The 19619-nt window shown below is 58.9% G+C and carries 20 protein-coding genes; 15 read left to right on the top strand and 5 right to left on the bottom strand.

The window, feature by feature from the left end; genetic code table 11:
• Window positions 1-145 precede the first annotated feature (145 nt).
• The 3 genes from HF320_RS07665 to HF320_RS07655 all read left to right on the top strand — a co-directional run bounded on the left by HF320_RS07665 (window position 146) and on the right by HF320_RS07655 (window position 3021).
• On the top strand, window positions 146-1408 hold the full coding sequence (locus HF320_RS07665) for a 4Fe-4S binding protein (RefSeq protein ID WP_169277785.1): 1263 nt from the start codon (window positions 146-148) through the stop codon (window positions 1406-1408).
• 104 nt (window positions 1409-1512) lie between these two features.
• Window positions 1513-2589 (top strand): redox-regulated ATPase YchF, encoded by a 1077-nt coding sequence (gene ychF / locus HF320_RS07660; protein ID WP_169277784.1) that lies wholly within the window; start codon window positions 1513-1515, stop codon window positions 2587-2589.
• A gap of 48 nt (window positions 2590-2637) precedes the next feature.
• The gene (locus tag HF320_RS07655; RefSeq protein WP_169277783.1) at window positions 2638-3021 is read left to right on the top strand and encodes a DUF1648 domain-containing protein; all 384 of its coding nucleotides are present in this window, start codon (window positions 2638-2640) and stop codon (window positions 3019-3021) included.
• Window positions 3022-3082: 61 nt separating this feature from the next.
• Here HF320_RS07655 and HF320_RS07650 read toward each other — a convergent pair whose 3' ends face one another.
• Window positions 3083-3331 (bottom strand): helix-turn-helix domain-containing protein, encoded by a 249-nt coding sequence (locus tag HF320_RS07650; protein ID WP_138378703.1) that lies wholly within the window; start codon window positions 3329-3331, stop codon window positions 3083-3085.
• Between the two features lie 93 nt (window positions 3332-3424).
• Complete coding sequence (locus HF320_RS07645) at window positions 3425-4462, bottom strand: asparaginase (RefSeq protein WP_169277782.1); 1038 nt, start codon at window positions 4460-4462, stop codon at window positions 3425-3427.
• A 174-nt stretch (window positions 4463-4636) separates the two neighbouring features.
• Here HF320_RS07645 and guaA point away from each other — a divergent pair, with 174 nt between their 5' ends.
• The gene (guaA, locus tag HF320_RS07640; RefSeq protein ID WP_169277781.1) at window positions 4637-6235 is read left to right on the top strand and encodes a glutamine-hydrolyzing GMP synthase; all 1599 of its coding nucleotides are present in this window, start codon (window positions 4637-4639) and stop codon (window positions 6233-6235) included.
• Window positions 6236-6852: 617 nt separating this feature from the next.
• On the opposite strand, the gene HF320_RS07635 is transcribed toward guaA, so the two are convergent.
• The gene (locus HF320_RS07635; protein WP_068539730.1) at window positions 6853-7146 is read right to left on the bottom strand and encodes an XRE family transcriptional regulator; all 294 of its coding nucleotides are present in this window, start codon (window positions 7144-7146) and stop codon (window positions 6853-6855) included.
• On the opposite strand from HF320_RS07635, the gene HF320_RS07630 reads away from it, so the two are divergent.
• The 5 genes from HF320_RS07630 (at window position 7139) to tet(W) (ending at window position 13135) form a co-directional block, all read left to right on the top strand.
• The gene (locus HF320_RS07630; RefSeq protein WP_227791403.1) at window positions 7139-7555 is read left to right on the top strand and encodes a site-specific integrase; all 417 of its coding nucleotides are present in this window, start codon (window positions 7139-7141) and stop codon (window positions 7553-7555) included. The genes HF320_RS07635 and HF320_RS07630 overlap by 8 nt on opposite strands.
• A 2-nt stretch (window positions 7556-7557) precedes the next feature.
• Complete coding sequence (locus HF320_RS07625; protein WP_052792090.1) at window positions 7558-7878, top strand: plasmid mobilization protein; 321 nt, start codon at window positions 7558-7560, stop codon at window positions 7876-7878.
• Between the two features lie 7 nt (window positions 7879-7885).
• Entirely contained in the window at window positions 7886-9040 is a 1155-nt protein-coding gene (locus HF320_RS07620; RefSeq protein ID WP_169277952.1) for a helicase RepA family protein, read from the top strand.
• 460 nt (window positions 9041-9500) lie between these two features.
• On the top strand, window positions 9501-10844 hold the full coding sequence (locus HF320_RS07615; protein ID WP_169277780.1) for a plasmid recombination protein: 1344 nt from the start codon (window positions 9501-9503) through the stop codon (window positions 10842-10844).
• 371 nt (window positions 10845-11215) lie between these two features.
• Complete coding sequence (gene tet(W), locus HF320_RS07610; RefSeq protein WP_169277779.1) at window positions 11216-13135, top strand: tetracycline resistance ribosomal protection protein Tet(W); 1920 nt, start codon at window positions 11216-11218, stop codon at window positions 13133-13135.
• Between the two features lie 857 nt (window positions 13136-13992).
• Here the strand turns inward: tet(W) and HF320_RS07605 are convergent.
• Window positions 13993-14406, bottom strand: a complete 414-nt coding sequence (locus tag HF320_RS07605; protein ID WP_169277778.1) for a helix-turn-helix domain-containing protein — start codon at window positions 14404-14406, stop codon at window positions 13993-13995.
• A 140-nt stretch (window positions 14407-14546) separates the two neighbouring features.
• Between HF320_RS07605 and HF320_RS07600 the strand changes: the two genes are divergently transcribed.
• From HF320_RS07600 to HF320_RS07590, 3 genes are read left to right on the top strand one after another with little or no spacing between them, the layout of a single operon-like run.
• Complete coding sequence (locus tag HF320_RS07600) at window positions 14547-14750, top strand: hypothetical protein (protein ID WP_006681531.1); 204 nt, start codon at window positions 14547-14549, stop codon at window positions 14748-14750.
• A gap of 1 nt (window position 14751) precedes the next feature.
• Window positions 14752-15822, top strand: a complete 1071-nt coding sequence (locus tag HF320_RS07595) for a site-specific integrase (protein ID WP_138111676.1) — start codon at window positions 14752-14754, stop codon at window positions 15820-15822.
• A gap of 5 nt (window positions 15823-15827) precedes the next feature.
• Window positions 15828-16253, top strand: a complete 426-nt coding sequence (locus HF320_RS07590; protein ID WP_073293290.1) for a plasmid mobilization protein — start codon at window positions 15828-15830, stop codon at window positions 16251-16253.
• An 83-nt stretch (window positions 16254-16336) separates the two neighbouring features.
• On the opposite strand, the gene HF320_RS07585 is transcribed toward HF320_RS07590, so the two are convergent.
• Complete coding sequence (locus tag HF320_RS07585) at window positions 16337-16588, bottom strand: hypothetical protein (protein WP_073293292.1); 252 nt, start codon at window positions 16586-16588, stop codon at window positions 16337-16339.
• 540 nt (window positions 16589-17128) lie between these two features.
• Between HF320_RS07585 and HF320_RS07580 the strand changes: the two genes are divergently transcribed.
• From HF320_RS07580 to HF320_RS07570, 3 genes are all read left to right on the top strand, one after another.
• Window positions 17129-17500 (top strand): YraN family protein, encoded by a 372-nt coding sequence (locus HF320_RS07580; RefSeq protein WP_073293294.1) that lies wholly within the window; start codon window positions 17129-17131, stop codon window positions 17498-17500.
• Window positions 17501-17703: 203 nt separating this feature from the next.
• Window positions 17704-18468, top strand: a complete 765-nt coding sequence (locus HF320_RS07575; RefSeq protein ID WP_073293296.1) for a ParA family protein — start codon at window positions 17704-17706, stop codon at window positions 18466-18468.
• A complete protein-coding gene (locus HF320_RS07570) occupies window positions 18455-19411 on the top strand; it encodes a ParB/RepB/Spo0J family partition protein (protein ID WP_073293298.1) in 957 nt (318 codons plus the stop codon). Before HF320_RS07575 ends, HF320_RS07570 begins: the two co-directional genes overlap by 14 nt.
• The last annotated feature ends 208 nt before the right edge of the window (window positions 19412-19619 follow it).

Here is a 19619-nt window from a genome sequence, read left to right as displayed (position 1 = left end):
ACTGTGGTTGACGCGGGAGACCCGTCCCAGCCGAGGGCGTTTGTCTTCTGTGTTCGCCCGCGACACCGTACCTGACGCGGCGCGGCGGGTAGCGTAAAATAGGAGCTTGCTTGTTTGCACTGCCAAAGGGGAGGGCAGCCACGGTATGGCTCAACAACACGACCTGTTTGACGACATCATCGACATCAGCAAGGGGCTTGGTGCCCTAAAAAAACCGCTGGGTGGAATCTCCGATTCGCTGATGGGTATCGAGTCGGAAGAGAATCATTGGAATCCTGCGGACTATAAAGAAAAGCCGCGCGGCAATTCCAATCGTTGTCTTGCCTGCATTCACGAGGGAAGCAGCTGCAACGCCTGCAAGGTTGCTTGCCCGGTTAATGCGGTTGATATTGATGACGGCGGTATCGATATTCTCGATATTTGCCGCAAATGCGGCTTGTGCGCGGCGGCATGTCCCACCGAGGCGATGAACTCCCCCAAGATCAAACCCAAACAGTTGTACGACAAGATTGCCGGCGCGGCGGCGTCGCATACCACGGCGTATGTCACGTGCACGCGTGCGCTGCGTCGCCGTCCGCGTGAGAACGAGATCGTGCTCGCCTGCATCGGCGACGTGACGCCCGAGGTTTGGTTTGCCGTTTTAGCCGACTACTCCAACGTGAGCGTGTACCTGCCGCTTGGCATTTGCGACCACTGCAAGACCACGACCGGCGAGGAGATGCTGGGCGAAGCCATTGCTACTGCCGAGGAATGGGCCAGTACGGGCCTGGGCTTAGAGGTGGAGGCCCGCGACCTCAAATGTGTGAAGCGCCGTGAGTACGAGCGCAAGGAATTCATGGACAACATGATGCGCACGACGGGTCTTACCGTTTCCAAGCTCAATCCTGCCGCCGCCGCTGTGGCCTCGGTAACGCAGAAGCTCAAGGCTCATAGCGATCGCATCACGCAGCTTGAGCGCACTCTCAACAATGCCTGCGGCTCTACCGATTTCAAGCGCCGTCGCGTCTTGACTCAAAATCGCCAGCTGTTGCTTTCTGCCCTGCAAGATCACCCCGAGCTTGCCGATAATATCGAGGCATCCATCCCCCAGTGCGATTTTGATAAGTGCACCATGTGCGGCGCTTGCGTTGACTTGTGCCCTACAAACGCTACCGACTTGGTGGGTTCGGGCAAGTTCACCATCGAGCCGGAGTATTGCGTGGGATGCGGCCTGTGCGTCGAGGCGTGCGAGAACCATGTGCTCAAGATGGTGACGTGTCCGGGATCCGAACTTGTGGTGCCCGATCCGGAGGCCGAGGAGAAGGCTGCTAAGGCCGCAAAGGCTCGTGAGGAGGCGGCCAAGATGAAGGCCGATGCCAAGAAGAAGCTCACCAAAGTCCTTGATCAGGTTGAGAAACTCGCAGATTAAACGTGCGAAGTGCCCACTTGCGGGCGCGCTGCGTCAAAGACTGCTATCGTAGGTTCGTTACCAAGAATCCGTCGCCGCAGCGACGGCATGAGAAAAGGAAAGCCATGTCCCTGTCTATCGGCATTGTCGGCCTGCCCAACGTGGGCAAGTCCACGCTCTTCACCGCGCTAACCAAAAAGGGCGGTCTTGCCGCCAACTACCCCTTTGCCACGATCGACCCCAACGTGGGTATTGTCGATGTGCCCGATGCGCGTCTGCAAAAGCTTGCCGACATCGTGAATCCGGGCCGCATTGTGCCTGCTACGGTTGAGTTTGTGGACATCGCAGGCCTGGTCAAGGGCGCAAACGAGGGCGAGGGCCTGGGCAATCAGTTTTTGGCTAACATTCGCGAGACCGATGCTATCTGCGAGGTCGTTCGCTACTTCAAGGACCCCAACGTCATGCGCGAGGTGGGACGCACGGGCGAGTTCGTGGACCCCGTGGCCGACGCCGATACTATCATGACCGAGCTGATCTTGGCTGACCTCTCCACGCTCGAGAAGCAGCTGCCCAAGTTGGAGAAGGAGTCCAAGCGCGACAAGGAGCTGGCTCCTAAGTTTGAGGTCGCCAAGCGCCTGGTCGATTGGCTCAACGACGGCAACCGTGCCGCCACCATGGAAATGACCGACGAGGAGCGCCTTGCTGCCAAGGGCCTTTTCCTGCTCACGATGAAGCCGATTCTCTACGTGGCAAATGTCGATGAGGACATGCTCGGCGACGACTTTGACCCCATTGACGGCGTGAAGCCCATTCCCATCTGCGCCAAGGTCGAGGCGGAGCTTTCTGAGCTCGACGCAGAGGAGGCTGCCGAGTACCTGGAGAGCTTGGGCCTTGAGCAGCCGGGTCTGGATGTACTTGCGCAGGCTGCTTACGACCTGCTGGGCCTGCAGAGTTTCTTTACCGCTGGCGAGATGGAGGTCAAGGCCTGGACGGTGCGCAAGGGCGCAACGGCTCCGCAGGCTGCCGGCGTGATTCATACCGATTTTGAGCGCGGCTTCATTAAGGCCGAGGTCATCTCGTATGACGATTACATCGAGCTTGGCGGTGAGCAGGGCGCGAAGGCTGCCGGCAAGCTGCGCATCGAGGGCAAAGAGTACGTTATGGCCGACGGCGACGTGGTGCACTTCCGCTTCAACGTGTAATGATGTCTCTTCGCCCCTTACCTGGCCAACGACAAAGGAGCAGACGGTATGCTTAACGAGTATGGACAAAAAGCTAAGGTTATGACCATTGCGCTGGTGGCCTTGGGCCTCATCCCGCTGATTGTTGCCGCGGTGGTGTTGCCGCAGTTTGCCGATCAGGTTCCCATGCGCTATGACGCGGCGGGCGCCGTGACGCGTTGGGGAAGCCGCTGGGAGCTTTTGATTACCCCCATCTTTGCACTGGTGTTCAGCCTGGCGTCGATTGCCTACGGCAGGAAGCAGGCGCGTGCGCATACGGAGTCGGACGCTATGGCGCGCATGATCTTTACGCGCAATGTACGCTCCGGCCTGGTGCTTGCTGTTCTTTTGAACATTGCCAACGTGTACCTGATGTGCGTCTCGGCGGGTATCGCCGGCCCCTTTGTTTTCTAGGGGTAACGTCAATCGTCGGCAGCTAGCATGCTAATGAGCCAGCTCTTTTGGGCTGGCTTTTTTATTGCTCGTTTGGGTCCTTAATCAAATCGGATGGAGTGGTTTTAAGAACATCGGCCAGGCTTTGTAGCGTGTCGAGCCTAATGTTGCCAAGTCCTTGTTCGATGCGATCGAGGATGGGCCGCTGGATATCTGCAGCAATGCACAGGTCGACCTTCGACAGGCCAAGCTCCTCGCGTCTTGCTTTGATGTTTTGACCCAGGGTTTTGCGCAAAAAGGTATCCATGCCTGCGAGTGTCGTTGCGGGCATGGATATATCTGTCAAGTAAACTATACATTGCTATGCGGCATACCTGCTGCAAAGGCATTGACAACGGGGTTATTAAACTGGTGAATAAGGTGGCTAATCCCAGTCCATGCGATCAAAGTTGATGGGCTGCATAAACAGCTCCTTGACGGTTTTGGGATCGCTTGAGACGCCTCGTGCCCACATGGTTTTAGCCACGAGTGCCTCAGTGGTCATGTCATCGCCCTTCAGGATGCCGGGGTGCTCGGCGTAGACACGACCAACTTCGTAGACGCCCAAGTCGAGTCCCTCTTCCGGCACTTGAGTGGTGATGACGGCGGTGCGCCCAGAGTCAACCCAGTCAAAAATCGCCTGCTTAAAGGAGAGCCCGTCCTCGTTTTCATACTCGGGGATGCCGCCGATGCCAAAGGTTTCGATGATAACGGCGTCGTAGCTTGCTTTGAGCGCCTCAAAGATGCGCGGGTTCATTCCGGGCGTGAGTTTGAGGGCAAAGACCGCCTCGTCAAGGGCATCGAAGAATCGGGGCTCGGTGTGCGGTGCGCATTCGGCATTATGGCGAATGCCAAGCATATGCTCGCCGCTGCGGATGATGCGATCGTTTCGCACATAGGCGAGAGAGGGGTAATTAACGCTTTTGAATGCGTTAAAGCTCATGGTGCGCTGCTTGCGAGCGCGCGTGCCTGCTATGACAGCGCCGCCAAAGACTACCGTGATGTCGCGGGAGCGATCGTCGGTGGCGTAGAGCAGGCTTTGGTAGAGGTTGAGCTTGGCGTCGGTAAAGGGGTTCTCCATGGGCTTTTGGGAGCCGGTGAGCACGATGGGCTTGGGGCTTTCTTGAATAAGGTAGGAGAGCGCCGCCGCGGTGTACGCCATGGTGTCGGTGCCATGAAGGACCACAAAGCCGTCGTAGGAGTCGTAGGAGTCGCGGATGGCGCGAGCGATGCGCAGCCAATCACTGGGGCGCATGTTGGTGCTATCAATGTTCATAAGCTGAGCGACCTCGACGTGCGCCACCTGAGCAATCTCGGGCACTGCCTGGGCGAGTTCTTCTCCCGTGACGGTGGGGGAGAGCCCGTTTCCGTCTTCCGACGAGGCAATGGTGCCTCCGGTGGCGATCAGCAAAATGCGCTTCATGACGATCCTTTCCATGCGCTCAGGGGCCATTGTGGCATAAGGTTTAAGCCTTCGTGCAAAAGAGATGCACGGACGAGTAACTTTTCGGTAAATGCCCACGTTGCGTGTATTATTAGATTCTTGAGAGAGCCATGGGGCGGAGCCGCTGCCCCTCTGCCGAACAAGAGGAGTCCTATGTCCAAAAACACTTCGGACCAAAAGGTCCTTGTATTCGACTTTGGCGCACAGTATGGCCAGCTCATTGCTCGCCGTGTGCGCGATCTGCATGTGTATTCCGAGATTGTGCCGTGCGATATCACAGCAGACGAGGTGCGCGAGATGGCTCCTTCTGCCATCATCCTTTCGGGCGGCCCCGCTTCCGTTAACGCCGAGGACGCTCCGCGCGTCGACCCCGCCGTATTTGAGCTGGGCGTGCCGGTCCTTGGCTTTTGCTATGGACATCAGATCACGGCCGTGACGCTGGGCGGCACTGTGTTCCATCCCAAGGTGGGCGAGTATGGTCCTGCCGAGCTGCATGTTGCGGGCGGTGCACTGTTTGAGGGCACCCCTGCCAGCCAGACCGTGTGGATGAGCCACTTCGATGCTGTACAGGACGTGCCCGAAGGCTTTACCGTGGTTGCTTCGACCGACGTGTGCCCCGTGGCGGCGATGGAGAACGTGGAGAAGAAAATCTATACCACGCAGTTCCATCCCGAGGTCAAGCATACCGAGTGCGGTCAGCAGATTCTCAAGAACTTCCTCTTTGGCATTTGCGGCCTTGAGGAGAACTGGTCTATGGACAATCTGGTCGAGACCATGACGGACGAGTTCCGCGAGAAGGTGGGCGAGGACCGCGTAATCCTGGCGCTTTCCGGCGGCGTTGATTCCTCTGTGGTGGCAGCGCTTGGTGCCCGTGCTATTGGCAAGCAGATGACCTGCGTGTTTATCAATCACGGTCTGCTGCGCAAGGGCGAGCCCGAGCAGGTGGAGGAGGTCTTCACCAAGCAGTTTGATGTCGACTTTGTTCACGTCCATGCCGAGGACCGCTATGCCGAGCTTTTGGCCGGCGTGACCGAGCCGGAGGAGAAGCGTCGCATTATCGGTACGCAGTTCTGGAAGGAATTCTTCGCGGTTGCTCAGCAGCTTGAGACCGATGGTAAACCCGTGAAGTACCTGGCCCAGGGCACCATCTACCCCGACATCATCGAGTCCGGCGCACGCAAGACGGGCGGCAAGGCCTCGACCATCAAGAGCCACCACAATCTGATTCCGTTCCCCGAGGGCGTGAGCTTTGATCTTATCGAGCCGCTCGACCACTTCTTTAAAGACGAGGTCCGCGCGCTTGGCTTGGCGCTTGGCCTGCCGGCGCATATTGTGTACCGCCAGCCGTTCCCGGGCCCGGGTCTTGCCATTCGCATCATTGGTGCGGTGGACAAGGAAAAGCTCGAGATCTTGAAGAACGCCGACGCCATCGTGCGCGAGGAACTCGATGCGTATAACCAGAAGCTTTTTGAGGAGACTGGCGACCGCAACTCCGAGCACAGCTGCTGGCAGTACTTCGCGGTGCTGCCCGACATCAAGTCTGTGGGCGTTATGGGAGACGAGCGTACCTATCAGCGCCCGATCATCCTGCGTGCTGTGGAGTCCAGTGACGCCATGACCGCCGACTGGGCCAAGCTTCCCTACGAGGTACTGGCGAAGATCTCCGGTCGCATTGTGGCTGAGGTCCCGGGTGCCAACCGCGTGTGCTACGACATCACGAGCAAGCCGCCCGCGACGATTGAGTGGGAGTAGGCTGATAGGGTTCTGACCTGCACTTTTGAGTGCCGCACTGTGCCGCTGAGTTTCGTTTCGTACGAGAGTCATGGCAAAGCCGCCAGCGACGGCGGTGAGTAAATACGGTAATCTGGCCTCCGTTCCCGCGTTGGGACGGAGGCTTTTTCTTTGCCGTTTTACTCCCTTTCACCTGCGATTTCGCGATTTACTCCCCGTATTTCAAGACGACAAGGCACGGGGCGGTATTCGGAGGAACGGGAGTAAAGATTTATCCCGAATGAGTAGACGCGCGATTTTTGTCCCCGAGAACGAAACGAGGCCGTTTCGGGGCCCGTGAAACTCAAATCGAACTCAACGGGCGTTTTTACGGTCTCCGTACGGCGTTTCCCCAGGTGGTTAATGGGGAGTAAAGAATCTCGCCGCCTCAATGAAAACGGGAGTAATCAGGGGAAATGCCGCAGTGTACTGCCGTGTGCCGCCATGTAAGCCACCGCGTCATTTACTCCCCATTTACGCTTGAAATGCCTTTGCATGCAATGGGGAGTAAAAACTCAGCTTACGCAGGAGCGAGCGGAGCTCACCGCCTAGCCTGGCGTCCTGATTCGGTTGCGTTGATTGCGAAATGCGGGGAGCCGTTACAGCAAGGCTTTCCAGTCCTCGTACTCGTCGGCGTCGATCTCGCCGTTCTCGAGCCGTGCGCGCTTCTCTGCCCACAACTCGATCGCCATCGCGGCTTTGGGCGCGTGCGGCGCCTTGGGGTTCAGGGAGAGGCCCGAACCGTCGGCTGAGGGAACTATGCCGAAGGAGTCTTCGAGCCGCACGAGCAGAGACATGAGGTCGCCTGCGGTCTCGACGCCGTAATCCTTGAGGGCGTTGACGGACACGCCGAGCGCTGCGGCGATGGACTCGAGCAGCTCGGGCTTGTCCATCAGCAAATCCTATCAGCGGCTCAAGGGCAAGGACGTGATTACCACTCCTAAGACGAAAAAGAGCAACCGTGTCATTAAGATGCCCAAATTCCTCTGTGGAGAGATGGAGGACTACTTAAAGATGTTTTACAGCACCGGGGCAAATGAACGGATTTTCCCTGTCAGCAAGCACTATCTCCACCATGAAATGGACAGAGGTGCGAAAGCGGCGGGAGTGAAGCGGATCAGAATTCACGACCTCCGACATTCACACATTTCCCTGCTGATTGATATGGGCTTCACCGCCCTGGCAATCGCTGACCGGGTGGGGCATGAGAGTATCGATATCACCTACCGCTACGCCCATCTGTTTCCTACAAGGCAGACGGAGATGGCGGACAAACTGGACTTTGAAAGGATGGGAACGTAACCATGTCACTGAAAAACCGAGACAACAAAAATCGCTGGAGGAACAAGACCGTGGCCTTCCGGGTGTCCCCGGAGGAAGATGAACAGATCGAGGCCGCTGTGCGGCTCTCCGGCCTGACAAAGCAGGACTACATCACAAGACGCCTCCTGTGCCGGGACGTAGTGGTACAGGGTAATCCCAAGGTCTACAAAGCCCTGCGTGACCAGCTTGCCGCCGTTCTGGACGAACTGCGGCGGGCCGAGGACGGGGCTGGCGTGGACGATGAACTGCTGGACACCATTCAGATGATCGCCGCTATCATGGGCGGCATGAAGGAGGATTGATAGATTGATGGATTCCAGAGAAACGAAAAGGACTGTCCCGGTTCCGTCTGTTGGCGCAGACGGGGAACAGCCCATTTCACAAACACCTACCGCAAGTATAACAGAGGAAACGACAGAAAACAATCCCCCTGAAAAAAATTATGCGGAACTGCTGCGGAAAATGCAGCGCATGAACGACCCGGCGTATCTCCCCACGATTTCCATGAACGAGTTGTACGAGAACGTCTATCAGAGCAGACCGCCCGTCATTGACGGTCTGCTCTATCCGGGGACGTACCTCTTTGCGGGAGCGCCCAAGGTAGGCAAGTCGTTTCTGATGGCCCAGCTTGCCTACCACGTCAGCATGGGCCTCCCCCTGTGGGACTATCCCGTTCACAAGGGGACTGTCCTCTATCTGGCGCTGGAGGACGATCACCGTCGCTTGCAGGAGCGGCTTTACCGGATGTTCGGCATGGACGGCACCAACGACCTCCTCTTTTCCATCTGCGCAAAGCAGGTCGGCAACGGGCTGGAGGAACAGCTAAAGCGATTCGTGCAGGAACACCCAGACACCAAACTGATTATCATTGACACCCTTCAGAAGATTCGGGAGGCTGGCGGGGATAAGTACAGCTACGCCAACGATTATGAGGTGGTAGGAAAGCTGAAACGCCTTGCTGACGCTTGCGGCGTCTGCCTCCTACTGGTACATCACACTCGGAAGCAGCAGGCCGACGACAAGTTTGATATGATCTCCGGCACCAACGGCCTGTCGGGGGCAGCAGACGGGGCCTTTCTTCTTCAGAAGGAGAAGCGGACGGACGGCACCGCCACCTTGGATGTGGTAGGACGTGACCAGCAAGACCAGCGGCTCTATTTCATTAAGGACAAGGAACACCTGACATGGACACTGGAGCGGATGGAAACGGAGTTGTGGGTAGAACCCCCCGACCCGGTGCTGGAGGCCGTAGCCGCCTTTATCACGGCGGAGAGGCCGTCCTGGGGCGGTACGGCCACGGAGTTGGCGGCAGCCCTGCAAGTGGATATGAAGCCCAATGCCCTGGCGATGCGGCTGAACGTCCGGGCCGGGAAACTGGCAACGGACTATCATATCCGCTATGAGAACACCCGCACCCACGCCGGGAGAAGTATCAGCCTGACCCTGGATCCTCCCCAAGCGTGACGACCGTGACGGCTGTGACGGCTTTTTTGAGAGCGGGGGCGGTGTCCAAAACATCGTCACGGTCGTCACGGCTGTCACGGGGAGCGGGGTCAAATGTCAAGGGGGCATACCTGTGGGTGGAGATTGCCGCAAGGCAATACAACCCGAACCCCTTGATATTTGGCCCACGGAGGACACTTGCCGGGTGGTGGAAAGGCTGTGCCTTTCCACCTGCCCAACGGCGAGTGGAAAAGTTTAGGCGGGGTGCAGGGCGCCCTTTTCAAAGGGCGGCCCTGCTGGGGGAGGCAACCGCAGTTGCCGGGGGCAAAGCCCCCGCACCCCCTCGGAGAGCCCACGGCACTTTCGCACCAACGGGGCGAAAGTGCCATAGTGGGTTATTACACTTCCCGCAGGAAGTGCCTTCCCCGAACCCCCGTCCATTTTCAACAACCAAACATCTGAAATGGGAGGATTTTTGCCTATGGCGAGAGGCGACGGCATTGACCGCACCAACGCAAGAAATATGAGGCTGACCGCTGCTAAAATCGGCAACACCCAGCAGCACAACGAACGCGAGAAGGATTCCTATGTCAACCAGGACATTGTACCAGAGCGGACGTCGCTCAATGTCCATTTCAAGGTCCCATCCGCAGGGTATCAGGAGATGTTCTCCCAAATGGAGGCCGATGGTGTGATCTCCACCCGTGGCATTAAGGCGGACGCATTTCGATACGGTGAGTTGGTCTTTGATGTGAACTCCGCCTACTTCTACAATCACGGCGGCTATGACTTCGCAAAACAATTATACACCGACGCATACAAATCCGCAATCAAAATCGTAGGTGGAGAGCAGTATATTTTGTCGGCGGTCATGCACGCCGACGAACGCAACCGGGCTATGTCCGAGGCGCTGGGAGAGGACGTGTACCACTACCACCTCCATGTGGTCTATATCCCGGTGGTGGAGAAGGAGATACGATGGACAAAGCGGTGCAAGGACAAATCCCTGGTGGGCAAGGTCAAAGAAACCGTTATGCAGGTCAGCATGAGCAAAAAGTGGGCATCCCAGCCCGCAGTAGACGAGGCCACCGGGGAGCCATTACGAACAGCAAAGGGCAAGCCTGTGCTGAGAAAGTCGTACAGCGTCTTGCAGGATGATTTCTTTCAGCAGATGCGCTCCGCTGGCTACACGGACTTGGAGCGTGGAGAGCGTGGCAGTTCCGAGGAACATCTGACGGTCACGCAGTTCAAGGTGAAGTGTGAACAGGAGCGGCTTGCACAGCTTCAGGAGGCGGCTGTGCTGGCCCAGGCCGAGGTTGACCGAAGGAACAGGGAGGCGGCAGCTGCCGAAAAGGAAGCGGCCCAGGCCAAGGCCAAACTAAACGATGTGGCCCACATGCTGAAAGGCATGGAGAAGCTGGCGGAGGAATTATCCAGCGACCCGGAACAGGTCTTGCCAGAAGCGGGACCGCTGGAATCGGCCAGGGCCTACCGGGAGAAAAAGGCCAAGCCCTTATGGGCGAAGATCGTCAAGGTGCTGCGGTCTGTCTACCGGGCCTACTGCGACCTCAAATCCAAATTTGAGCGGCTGCAAGCGGACTATGGCCGGGAGGTCAGCAAAAATAGTTCCTTATCAGAAAGGATTTACGAGGTCTGCGCCGAGAGGGACAGTCTAAAGGGAAAGGTCAGGGACTATGAGCGGGTCAGGCGGGCCATTGGCCCGGAACAGGCGGACAGAATATTAGAGGCCGCTTACCAGCAGGAACAGGCTGAAAAGGAACGGAAACGGGACGCAAGGCAAAAAGCAAGATTAGGCGCACGATAATCACCAAAAACGGAGGGTGTTCCAGTGAATGCCCTCCTGATTTATTTGGGGAATCGGGTAAAATAATTTCTTGTTTTTTAGAGTGTACTATGATATACTGCTACTATCTTGATTTGAGGAGGCTACCAAATATGCGGCAAGGTATTCTTAAATAAAATTTGATAATGGGCGCAAAAATGATTGCCCCTTGCAGGGGCTTAGTTTTTGTACCCAATTTAAGAATACTTTTGCCTTTTTAGTAAATATCGTGACGGACAGCGGCTCATGTAAGCCGTCATACTTCTGTTTGTCCGAAGTCATGATCCCCAGCGGTAAAAGTATTAGCCGCTGGGGATTTTTGCGCCCATTTGGGCCTTGTATGGAGGATAGACATGAACATTATCAATATCGGGATTCTTGCCCATGTAGACGCTGGAAAGACAACCTTGACGGAGAGCCTGCTATATGCCAGCGGAGCCATTTCAGAACCGGGGAGCGTCGAAAAAGGGACAACGAGGACGGACACCATGCTTTTGGAGCGGCAGCGTGGGATTACCATTCAAGCGGCAGTCACTTCCTTCCAGTGGCACAGATGTAAAGTCAACATTGTGGATACGCCCGGCCACATGGATTTTTTGGCGGAGGTGTACCGCTCTTTGGCTGTTTTAGATGGGGCCATCTTGGTGATCTCCGCTAAAGATGGTGTGCAGGCCCAGACCCGTATTCTGTTCCATGCCCTGCGGAAAATGGACATTCCCACCGTTATCTTTATCAATAAGATCGACCAGGCTGGCGTTGATTTGCAGGGCGTGTATCAGTCTGTTCGGGATAAGCTCTCCGCCGATATTATCATCAAGCAGACGGTGTCGCTGTCCCCGGAAATAGTCCTGGAGGAAAATACCGACATAGAAGCATGGGATGCGGTCATCGAAAATAACGATGAATTATTGGAAAAGTATATCGCAGGAGAACCAATCAGCCGGGAAGAACTTGCGCAGGAGGAACAGCGGCGGGTTCAAGACGCCTCCCTGTTCCCGGTCTATCATGGCAGCGCCAAAAAGGGCCTTGGCATTCAACCGTTGATGGATGCGGTGACAGGGCTGTTCCAACCGATTGGGGAACAGGGGAGCGCCGCCCTATGCGGCAGCGTTTTCAAGGTGGAGTATACAGATTGTGGCCAGCGGCTCATCTATTTGCGGCTATACAGCGGAACGCTGCGCCTGCGGGATACGGTGGCTCTGGCCGGGAGAGAAAAGCTGAAAATCACAGAGATGCGTATTCCATCCAAAGGGGAAATTGTTCGGACAGACACCGCTTATCCGGGTGAAATTGTTATCCTTCCCAGCGACAGCGTGAGGTTAAACGATGTATTAGGGGACCCAACCCGGCTCCCTCGTAAAAGGTGGCGTGAGGACCCCCTCCCCATGCTGCGGACGTCGATTGCGCCGAAAACGGCAGCGCAAAGAGAACGGCTGCTGGACGCTCTTACGCAACTTGCGGATACTGACCCGCTTTTGCGCTGCGAGGTGGATTCCATCACCCATGAGATCATTCTTTCTTTTTTGGGCCGGGTGCAGTTGGAGGTTGTTTCCGCTTTGCTGTCGGAAAAATACAAGCTTGAAACAGTGGTAAAGGAACCCACCGTCATTTATATGGAGCGGCCGCTCAAAGCAGCCAGCCACACCATCCATATCGAGGTGCCGCCCAACCCGTTTTGGGCATCCATCGGACTGTCTGTTACACCACTCCCGCTTGGCTCCGGTGTACAATACGAGAGCCGGGTTTCGCTGGGATACTTGAACCAGAGTTTTCAAAACGCTGTCAGGGATGGTATCCGTTACGGGCTGGAGCAGGGCTTGTTCGGCTGGAACGTAACGGACTGTAAGATTTGCTTTGAATACGGGCTTTATTACAGTCCGGTCAGCACGCCGGCGGACTTCCGCTCATTGGCCCCGATTGTATTGGAACAGGCATTGAAGGAATCAGGGACGCAACTGCTGGAACCTTATCTCTCCTTCACCCTCTATGCGCCCCGGGAATACCTTTCCAGGGCTTATCATGATGCACCGAAATACTGTGCCACCATCGAAACGGTCCAGGTAAAAAAGGATGAAGTTGTCTTTACTGGCGAGATTCCCGCCCGCTGTATACAGGCATACCGTACTGATCTGGCCTTTTACACCAACGGGCGGAGCGTATGCCTGACGGAACTGAAAGGGTATCAGGCCGCTGTCGGCGAGCCGGTCATCCAGCCCCGCCGTCCAAACAGCCGCCTGGACAAGGTGCGCCATATGTTCAGTAAGATCACTTGATACACCACAGCGAGGAAGGTTATTGCATTTCCCTGTCTTTCGTGGTAAAATGTAGTTGTAAACCACCAGAGAAACCAATCTAATTTTATCGTTGATAGCCATTTCCTTGATAGCCAAATGATAGCAAAAGTTCGGCAAGCCCATAGGATAAGGATAATAGGTATCAGGAAAAATCAAATGATATCAAATCCCCCAAACAAAAGCGTTTAGAATTAAGTTTCATTTTGCGAGTGGGAGTAGGCTGATAGGGTTCTGACCTGCACTTTTGAGTGCCGTACTGTGCCGCTGAGTTTCGTTTCGTACGAGAGTCATGGCAAAGCCGTCAGCGACGGCGGTGAGTAAATACGAAAATTGAGCCTCCGTTCCCGTGCTGGGACGGAGGCTTTTTCTTTGCCTTTTTACTCCCTTTCACCTGCGATTTTGCTATTTACTCCCCGTATTTCAAGACGGCAAAGTATGGGGCGGTATTCGGAGGAATGGGAGTAAGAATTTATCCCAAGTGAGTAGACGTGCGATTTTTGTCCCCGATAACGAAAAGGGGCCGTTTTAGGTCCTTTGAAACTCAAATCGAACTCAATCGGCTTTTCGGCGGTCTCTGCACGGCGTTTCCCCAGGTGGTTAATGGGGAGTAAAGAATCTCGCCATCTCAATGAAAACGGGAGTAACCAAGGGAAATGCCGCGGCGTACTGCTGTGTGCTGCCGTGTAAGCCACCGCGTCATTTACTCCCCGTTTACGCTTGAAATGCCTTGGCATGCAATGGAGAGTAAAAACTCAGCATACGCAGGTGCGAGCGGAGCTCACCGACTATCCTGGCGCCCTGATTCGGTTTTAGTGGTAGCGAAATGCGGAGAGCTGCTACAGCGAGGCTTTCCAGTCCTCGTACTCGGCGGCGTCGATCTCGCCGTTCTCGAGCCGTGCGCGCTTCTCGGCCCACAGCTGGATCGCCATCGCCGCTTTGGGCGCGTGAGGCGCCTTGGGGTTCAGAGAGAGCCCCGTGCCGTCGGCTGCGGGCACGATGCCGAATGAGTCCTCGAGCCGCACGAGCAGCGATATGAGGTCGCCCGCGGTTTCGACGCCGTAATCCTTGAGGGCGTTGACGGATACGCCTAGTGCTGCGGCGATGGATTCGAGCAGCTCGGGCTTCACGGCGCGGATGCCGCTCTCGTAGTGGCGCACGGCCCCCTCGGTCAGGCCGACCGCCTCGGCAAGCTGCGCTTGCGTCATGCCGCGCGACTTGCGGTACCGCCTTATGTTCTCGCCTACGGACATGCGCCCTCCTCCTGGAATTACGTACCCGCACATCTTACCAGCGTACGCAAATGTACGCAATTCTATTGACAGTACAGATATGTACGTTTACTCTGAATCTGTAAACCGTACGTATCTGTACGCTAATGACAGGAGGAGCCATGGACGAGAAGGTGGCAAAGACGCCGAGACCGCACATGCTGGATGCGGACGAGGTTGCGGAGCTGCTGAGGATCAAGAAAGGCAGCGCCTACGAGGTGATCAGGAAGATAAACGCCGAGCAGGAGGCGCGCGGGCGCGTGGTTATCCGCGGACGCGTTCGAAGTGACGTCTTCGACGCCCTGTACTTCCCGGAGGTGGACTGACATGCCGGTGTACAAGGACGACAGCAACGGCACGTTCTTCGTGCAGTGCTACTACCGCGACGCCCGCGGCTCGAAGCGCCACAAGACAAAGCGCGGCTTCTCCTCCGAGGTGGAGGCGGCCGTATGGGAAAGCCAGTTCAAGAGCCTTAACGGCGGGGCCATGGACATGACGTTTTCCGAGTTCGTTGAGGTGTACGCCTCCGAGGTGAAGCCTCGCATACGCGAGCATACGTGGATCACCAAGGAGTACATCATCAACGACAAGCTCGTGCCGTTCTTTGGGGATATGCGCATGTGCGATGTGAGGCCGATCGACGTTATTAGGTGGCAGAACGAGCTTACTGAACACCGGGACGCCGACGGTAAGCCCTGGGCGCCGACGTACCTGCGCACGGTGAACAACCAACTCAACGCCATCTTCAACCACGCCGAGCGCTACTACGGGCTCACCGACAACCCGGTGCGAAGGGTCGACAAGATGGGCTCGAAGAAGGGCGGCGAGATGCAGTTCTGGACCAAGGACGAGTACCTGAGGTTCAGCGAGGCCGTCATGGACAAGCCGCTCTCGTTCCACGCCTTCGAGCTGCTCTACTGGACGGGCATCCGCTGCGGCGAGCTTCTGGCGCTCACTCCGTCCGACTTCATGCTGGAGAGTTCGCGTCTGCGCATCAACAAGTCGTACCAAAGCCTCCACGGCGTAGACACCGTGACCGATCCCAAGACGCCCAAGTCGGTGCGCACGATCGTCATGCCCGCCTTCCTGCGCGACGAGATGGCGGACTTCATCGAGCTACGAGACGACGTCGCCCCCGACGAGCGCCTGTTCGCCGTTACCAAGCACTTCCTGGCCCACGAGATGGAACGAGGGTGCAAGGCGTCTGGCGTGAAACGCATCCGCATACACGACATACGCCACAGCCACGTGAGCCTGCTGATCGAGATGGGCTTCTCCGCGCTGGCCATCGCCGAGCGCATGGGCCACGAGGCGGTGGACATCACCTACCGATACGCGCACCTGTTCCCCACGAAGCAGGACGAGATGGCCGCCGCCCTTGACGGGGCGAGGGGATAAGAAGGATGCCGTGCGAGAACAGCGCCCGCAAGCGCAGTAAGACGATGGCGTTCCGCTGCACGCCCGAGGAGCATAAGCTCATATGCGAGATGGCCGCCTGGAGCGGCATGAACAGGCAGGACTACATCATCGCCAAGCTCACCGATACCCAGGTCGAGGTGAGACCCTCTGTGAGCGTGCAGAAGGCGCTGAAGGACTCGATGGCGGAGTTGGCCAAGGAAGTACGGCTGGCGGCCTCCTACAGCGAGCTGAGCGAGTCTCTGCAGCAGAGAGTCGAGCACGTGATGAGGTTCTTCCTGGCGCTCGGCGAGCCTATTGACTCGCGAGTGGACGACGCGTCTCAGGAAGAATCGTTCCCGGCGATGGCGACTGAGGTCGAAACTAACGACAACGCCGACAATGCAAGTATCTTTGGAATGGGTCGCGGCTAACGCTCATCTAAGCGCCGACCAGGAACTGCGATTCTTTAGGGTGTTGCCCGCAAAGCAAATAGTTAATCTTCCGCGAAAGGAAGCTAAACGGTCCGTTCCTCGACATAGAGGATCTCGTTTTGCGCCTCCAGGATTCGCGCGGCGTCGCCGATGCGCTCGGCGCACCTCTCGCTTATCGACCTCAGGGCCAGGACCCCCTCGACGTCGAGCAGGTCCAGCTGGTCGGCGTGCGCCAGGGACTCGAGCAGCTGGTCCAGGCCCCTCGCCAGCCTTCCTGCATCCGCCACCGCGTCAAGCAGCTCACGACGCTCGTCCTTCTCGTTGATATCCATCATTGGCTGTCCTCCTTCTTCCGACGGACGTGTTGCGCAGCACCGTAGCCGTTCCGCATGGAGAACCATCTCGCCACCGCGATCCCGTGCGCATATTGGCCGCAAGCGGCGCGGGGAATGCCGTCCCGATGCGGACCACGGCACCGCGACTCGGGAACGCGCCGTCGTTCCCGCCGCGGCGTCGTCTCCAATCCCACGGGAGCCCAGCAACCGCCGACAGATCGCATCCCATGCCTGGAAGCCTCGGCGCCCATGCCTGATTCCATGCCGCACGCCTGCGCCCTTCCGATCCGAAACCCGCCCCGGCGTTCCTTGGACGCGCAGGGTCGCACGCCGGCAGGCGGCCCGCAAGGGCCGCGACACTTTTTCGGGTTCTTCGCTCCATGCGCTGCGCGCGCGAACAACGCGAAAAACTGCCGTCGGAATACTTCTATTTCCACGCCCGACTTCGCTTCCTCCCTTGCCGGCACGCCCGCGCCGCATGCGACTCACGCGACGCAAGGCACGCCACAGGGGCGGGCCTCCGAGTCTAAGGAGCAAGACATGAACGACATGAAGGAAAAGGCGATGGGCGCGGTCAGGACCTTCCTCGAGCGTAAGGGCTACGAGATCGTCGATGAGGCCTGGCAGGGGCCCGAGGGCATCGGCGGAATCGACCTCGTGGCGGTGGACGAGGACGGGACCCTGGTCTTCGTCGACGCCACGGTCCGGATCGGAACGGACGGCTTCCCCGAGGCCCACAGGGCGCGCGGGCTGCGCGAGGCGCTGGCGGCGACGTGGCTCGCCGGCAACGGCGACGACTACGCCGACACGCCGGTCCGCTTCGACGAGGTGGCGATGATGGTCGTCAAGGAAAACCGAGCGCTCCTGCGCCACCACATCAACTGCTTCGGCGAGATGGAGCCGCTCTCCTAGGCGGCGCGCCCGGCCCCGGGCTCCCGGGGCCGGGTTTCCCCGAATCCACCCCTTGTACCACGAAAACGTACATATCCGTACGTTTTCGTGGTACACTCCGCTTGTCGGACAAATCCGTACGGTTTTGTCCCGACGCTCCGAGACTCGGGGCGCGCCGGACCGGATGCGCCGAGGCGCGCCCCACGCTAGAGAGGACGCGACCCATGCGCACGATAGCCATTTCCAACTACAAGGGCGGCGTCGGCAAGACGACGACCGCCGTGAACCTGGCGGCGATCTTCGCCGCCCGGGGCCTTCGGACCCTGCTTGTCGACCTCGACCCGCAGGCGTCTGCCACAGACTTCTTCGGCCTCTACGACCGGGCCGTCTCCGAGCGGCGCACGTCGGTCGAGCTGCTCTACGGCGGCGCGCCCGTGGAGGAGGTCGCCTACGCTGCCGGGGAGAACCTCGACGTGGTGGCCTCGACCATCGACCTCGTCGACCAGAACGAGATGCTCCTGCGCGAGCAGCGACTCAAGTTCGCCCTCGACGACGCCTCGGGCTCCTACGACGTCTGCCTCATCGACTGCAGTCCCGTGATGCGCAGGCTCGCCTTCAACGCCTACCTCGCCGCGGCGGAGGGCGGCATGGTCGTCATCCCCGTGAAGCTCGACTCCACCGTGATGCGCGGCACGGCGCTCACCGTCGAGGCGACGCGCTCCATCGCCGACGCTCTGCGCATGCCCACGCCCCGCTGGAAGATACTGCGCACCTGCGTGCCCGGCCGCATGACCAACGCCGAGGCCACGGGCGCGGCCGTGCTCGACGGGTTCTTCCCGGACGAGCAGTTCGAGACGGTCATCCACGCGAGCAGCAAGGTCTGCGAGGGCAGCTGGCAGTGGAAGCCGGTGGCCGCCTTCGAGCCGGGGAGCCGCCCCGCGCGCGACTACAAGGCGCTCGCAGACGAGGTGTGCCGTGAACTCGCCTAGGCAGGTGGCCGCGGGCTTCACCATCACGGGGCTTCTCGACGGCGCGTCGCGCACCCGCGGGCGCTACCCGGTGTCCGAGATCGCGGTGGCCGACATCGCCGACCACCCGGCGAACGCCGCGTACTCTATGGACCCTGCTGGGATAGCTGAGCTCGCCGAGTCCATACGCGAGGACGGCCTCACCGACCTGCCGCTCGTGCGAAAGGTCGGCGACGGCTCGTGGCAGATGGTCTCCGGGCATCGGCGCAAGGCCGCCTACGCGCTGCTCGCGAAGGACGACCCCGCTTACGAGAGGATGCCCTGCCGCGTGATAGAGGGCATCGACGACGAGCGGGCGGTGACGCTGCTCCACGCAGCGAACTACTTCACCCGCGCGCTCACCGTGACCGAGCGCGCCGCCGCGACCGAGGCGCTCAGGGGCGACGCCGTGCGCCTGCGCTCCGAGGACCCCTCGCTCTCCGGCATGCGCGTCGACGACGTGAAGGCCGCCATCATCGAGCGGCAGACGGGCCGCAAGGTCTCCGGCAAGACCATTGCGCGTGAGGAGAGGCTGGCCCGCCGGATTGCCGAGGACCTCTCGCCCGAGTGGGCCGCCGAGGCCGATCGCGGCAACCTCAGCGCCGAGGCGGTGCGCTCGCTCGCGGGCATGCCGAAGGAGCGCCAGGCGGAGATGCACGCCGCAATGGAGCCCTGGCGGCGCACCAAGCGGGAGCTCTCCGACTACGTGAGGAGCGAGAGCAAAACGCAGGCCGGCCCCGACGGGCGCATCTCCAAGGCAGCGAGGCTCGTCGCCGATTTCCTCGAGAGCCCGCCCGAGAGCCCGAGCGCGGCCGACCTCTCGCTGCTGCGTGAAATGGCGCTCATGACCGCGCCGTACGCGGAGGCGGGCACCGATGCCCGAAAGCGTCGCAGAAGGGCCTCAGGCCCGAAATCCAGCAAGTAGCCTATGGCGTCCGACACTTCGGTCGGGCGTCCATAGCACTTGGGGACCGGGCGGCCTCGGACCCGTCATGCCGCGGGCCGTTTAAGAGCCCGCTTTCGCGAGGCCCGGTCCCAGAGGCGGCGCCCGAGCCGGGCCGCCGCCTGCGGGGGATCCCCCGCGCCCCTAGAGAAACGCGCCCGCCGCACGGCGGGCCCGAGGAAAGGAATCC

Origin of the sequence: Collinsella acetigenes (assembly GCF_012844445.1) — a bacterium.
GTDB lineage: Bacteria > Actinomycetota > Coriobacteriia > Coriobacteriales > Coriobacteriaceae > Collinsella > Collinsella acetigenes.
Note: the sequence above shows the minus strand (reverse complement) of the source record. Positions and strands in the feature narration are given on the sequence as shown.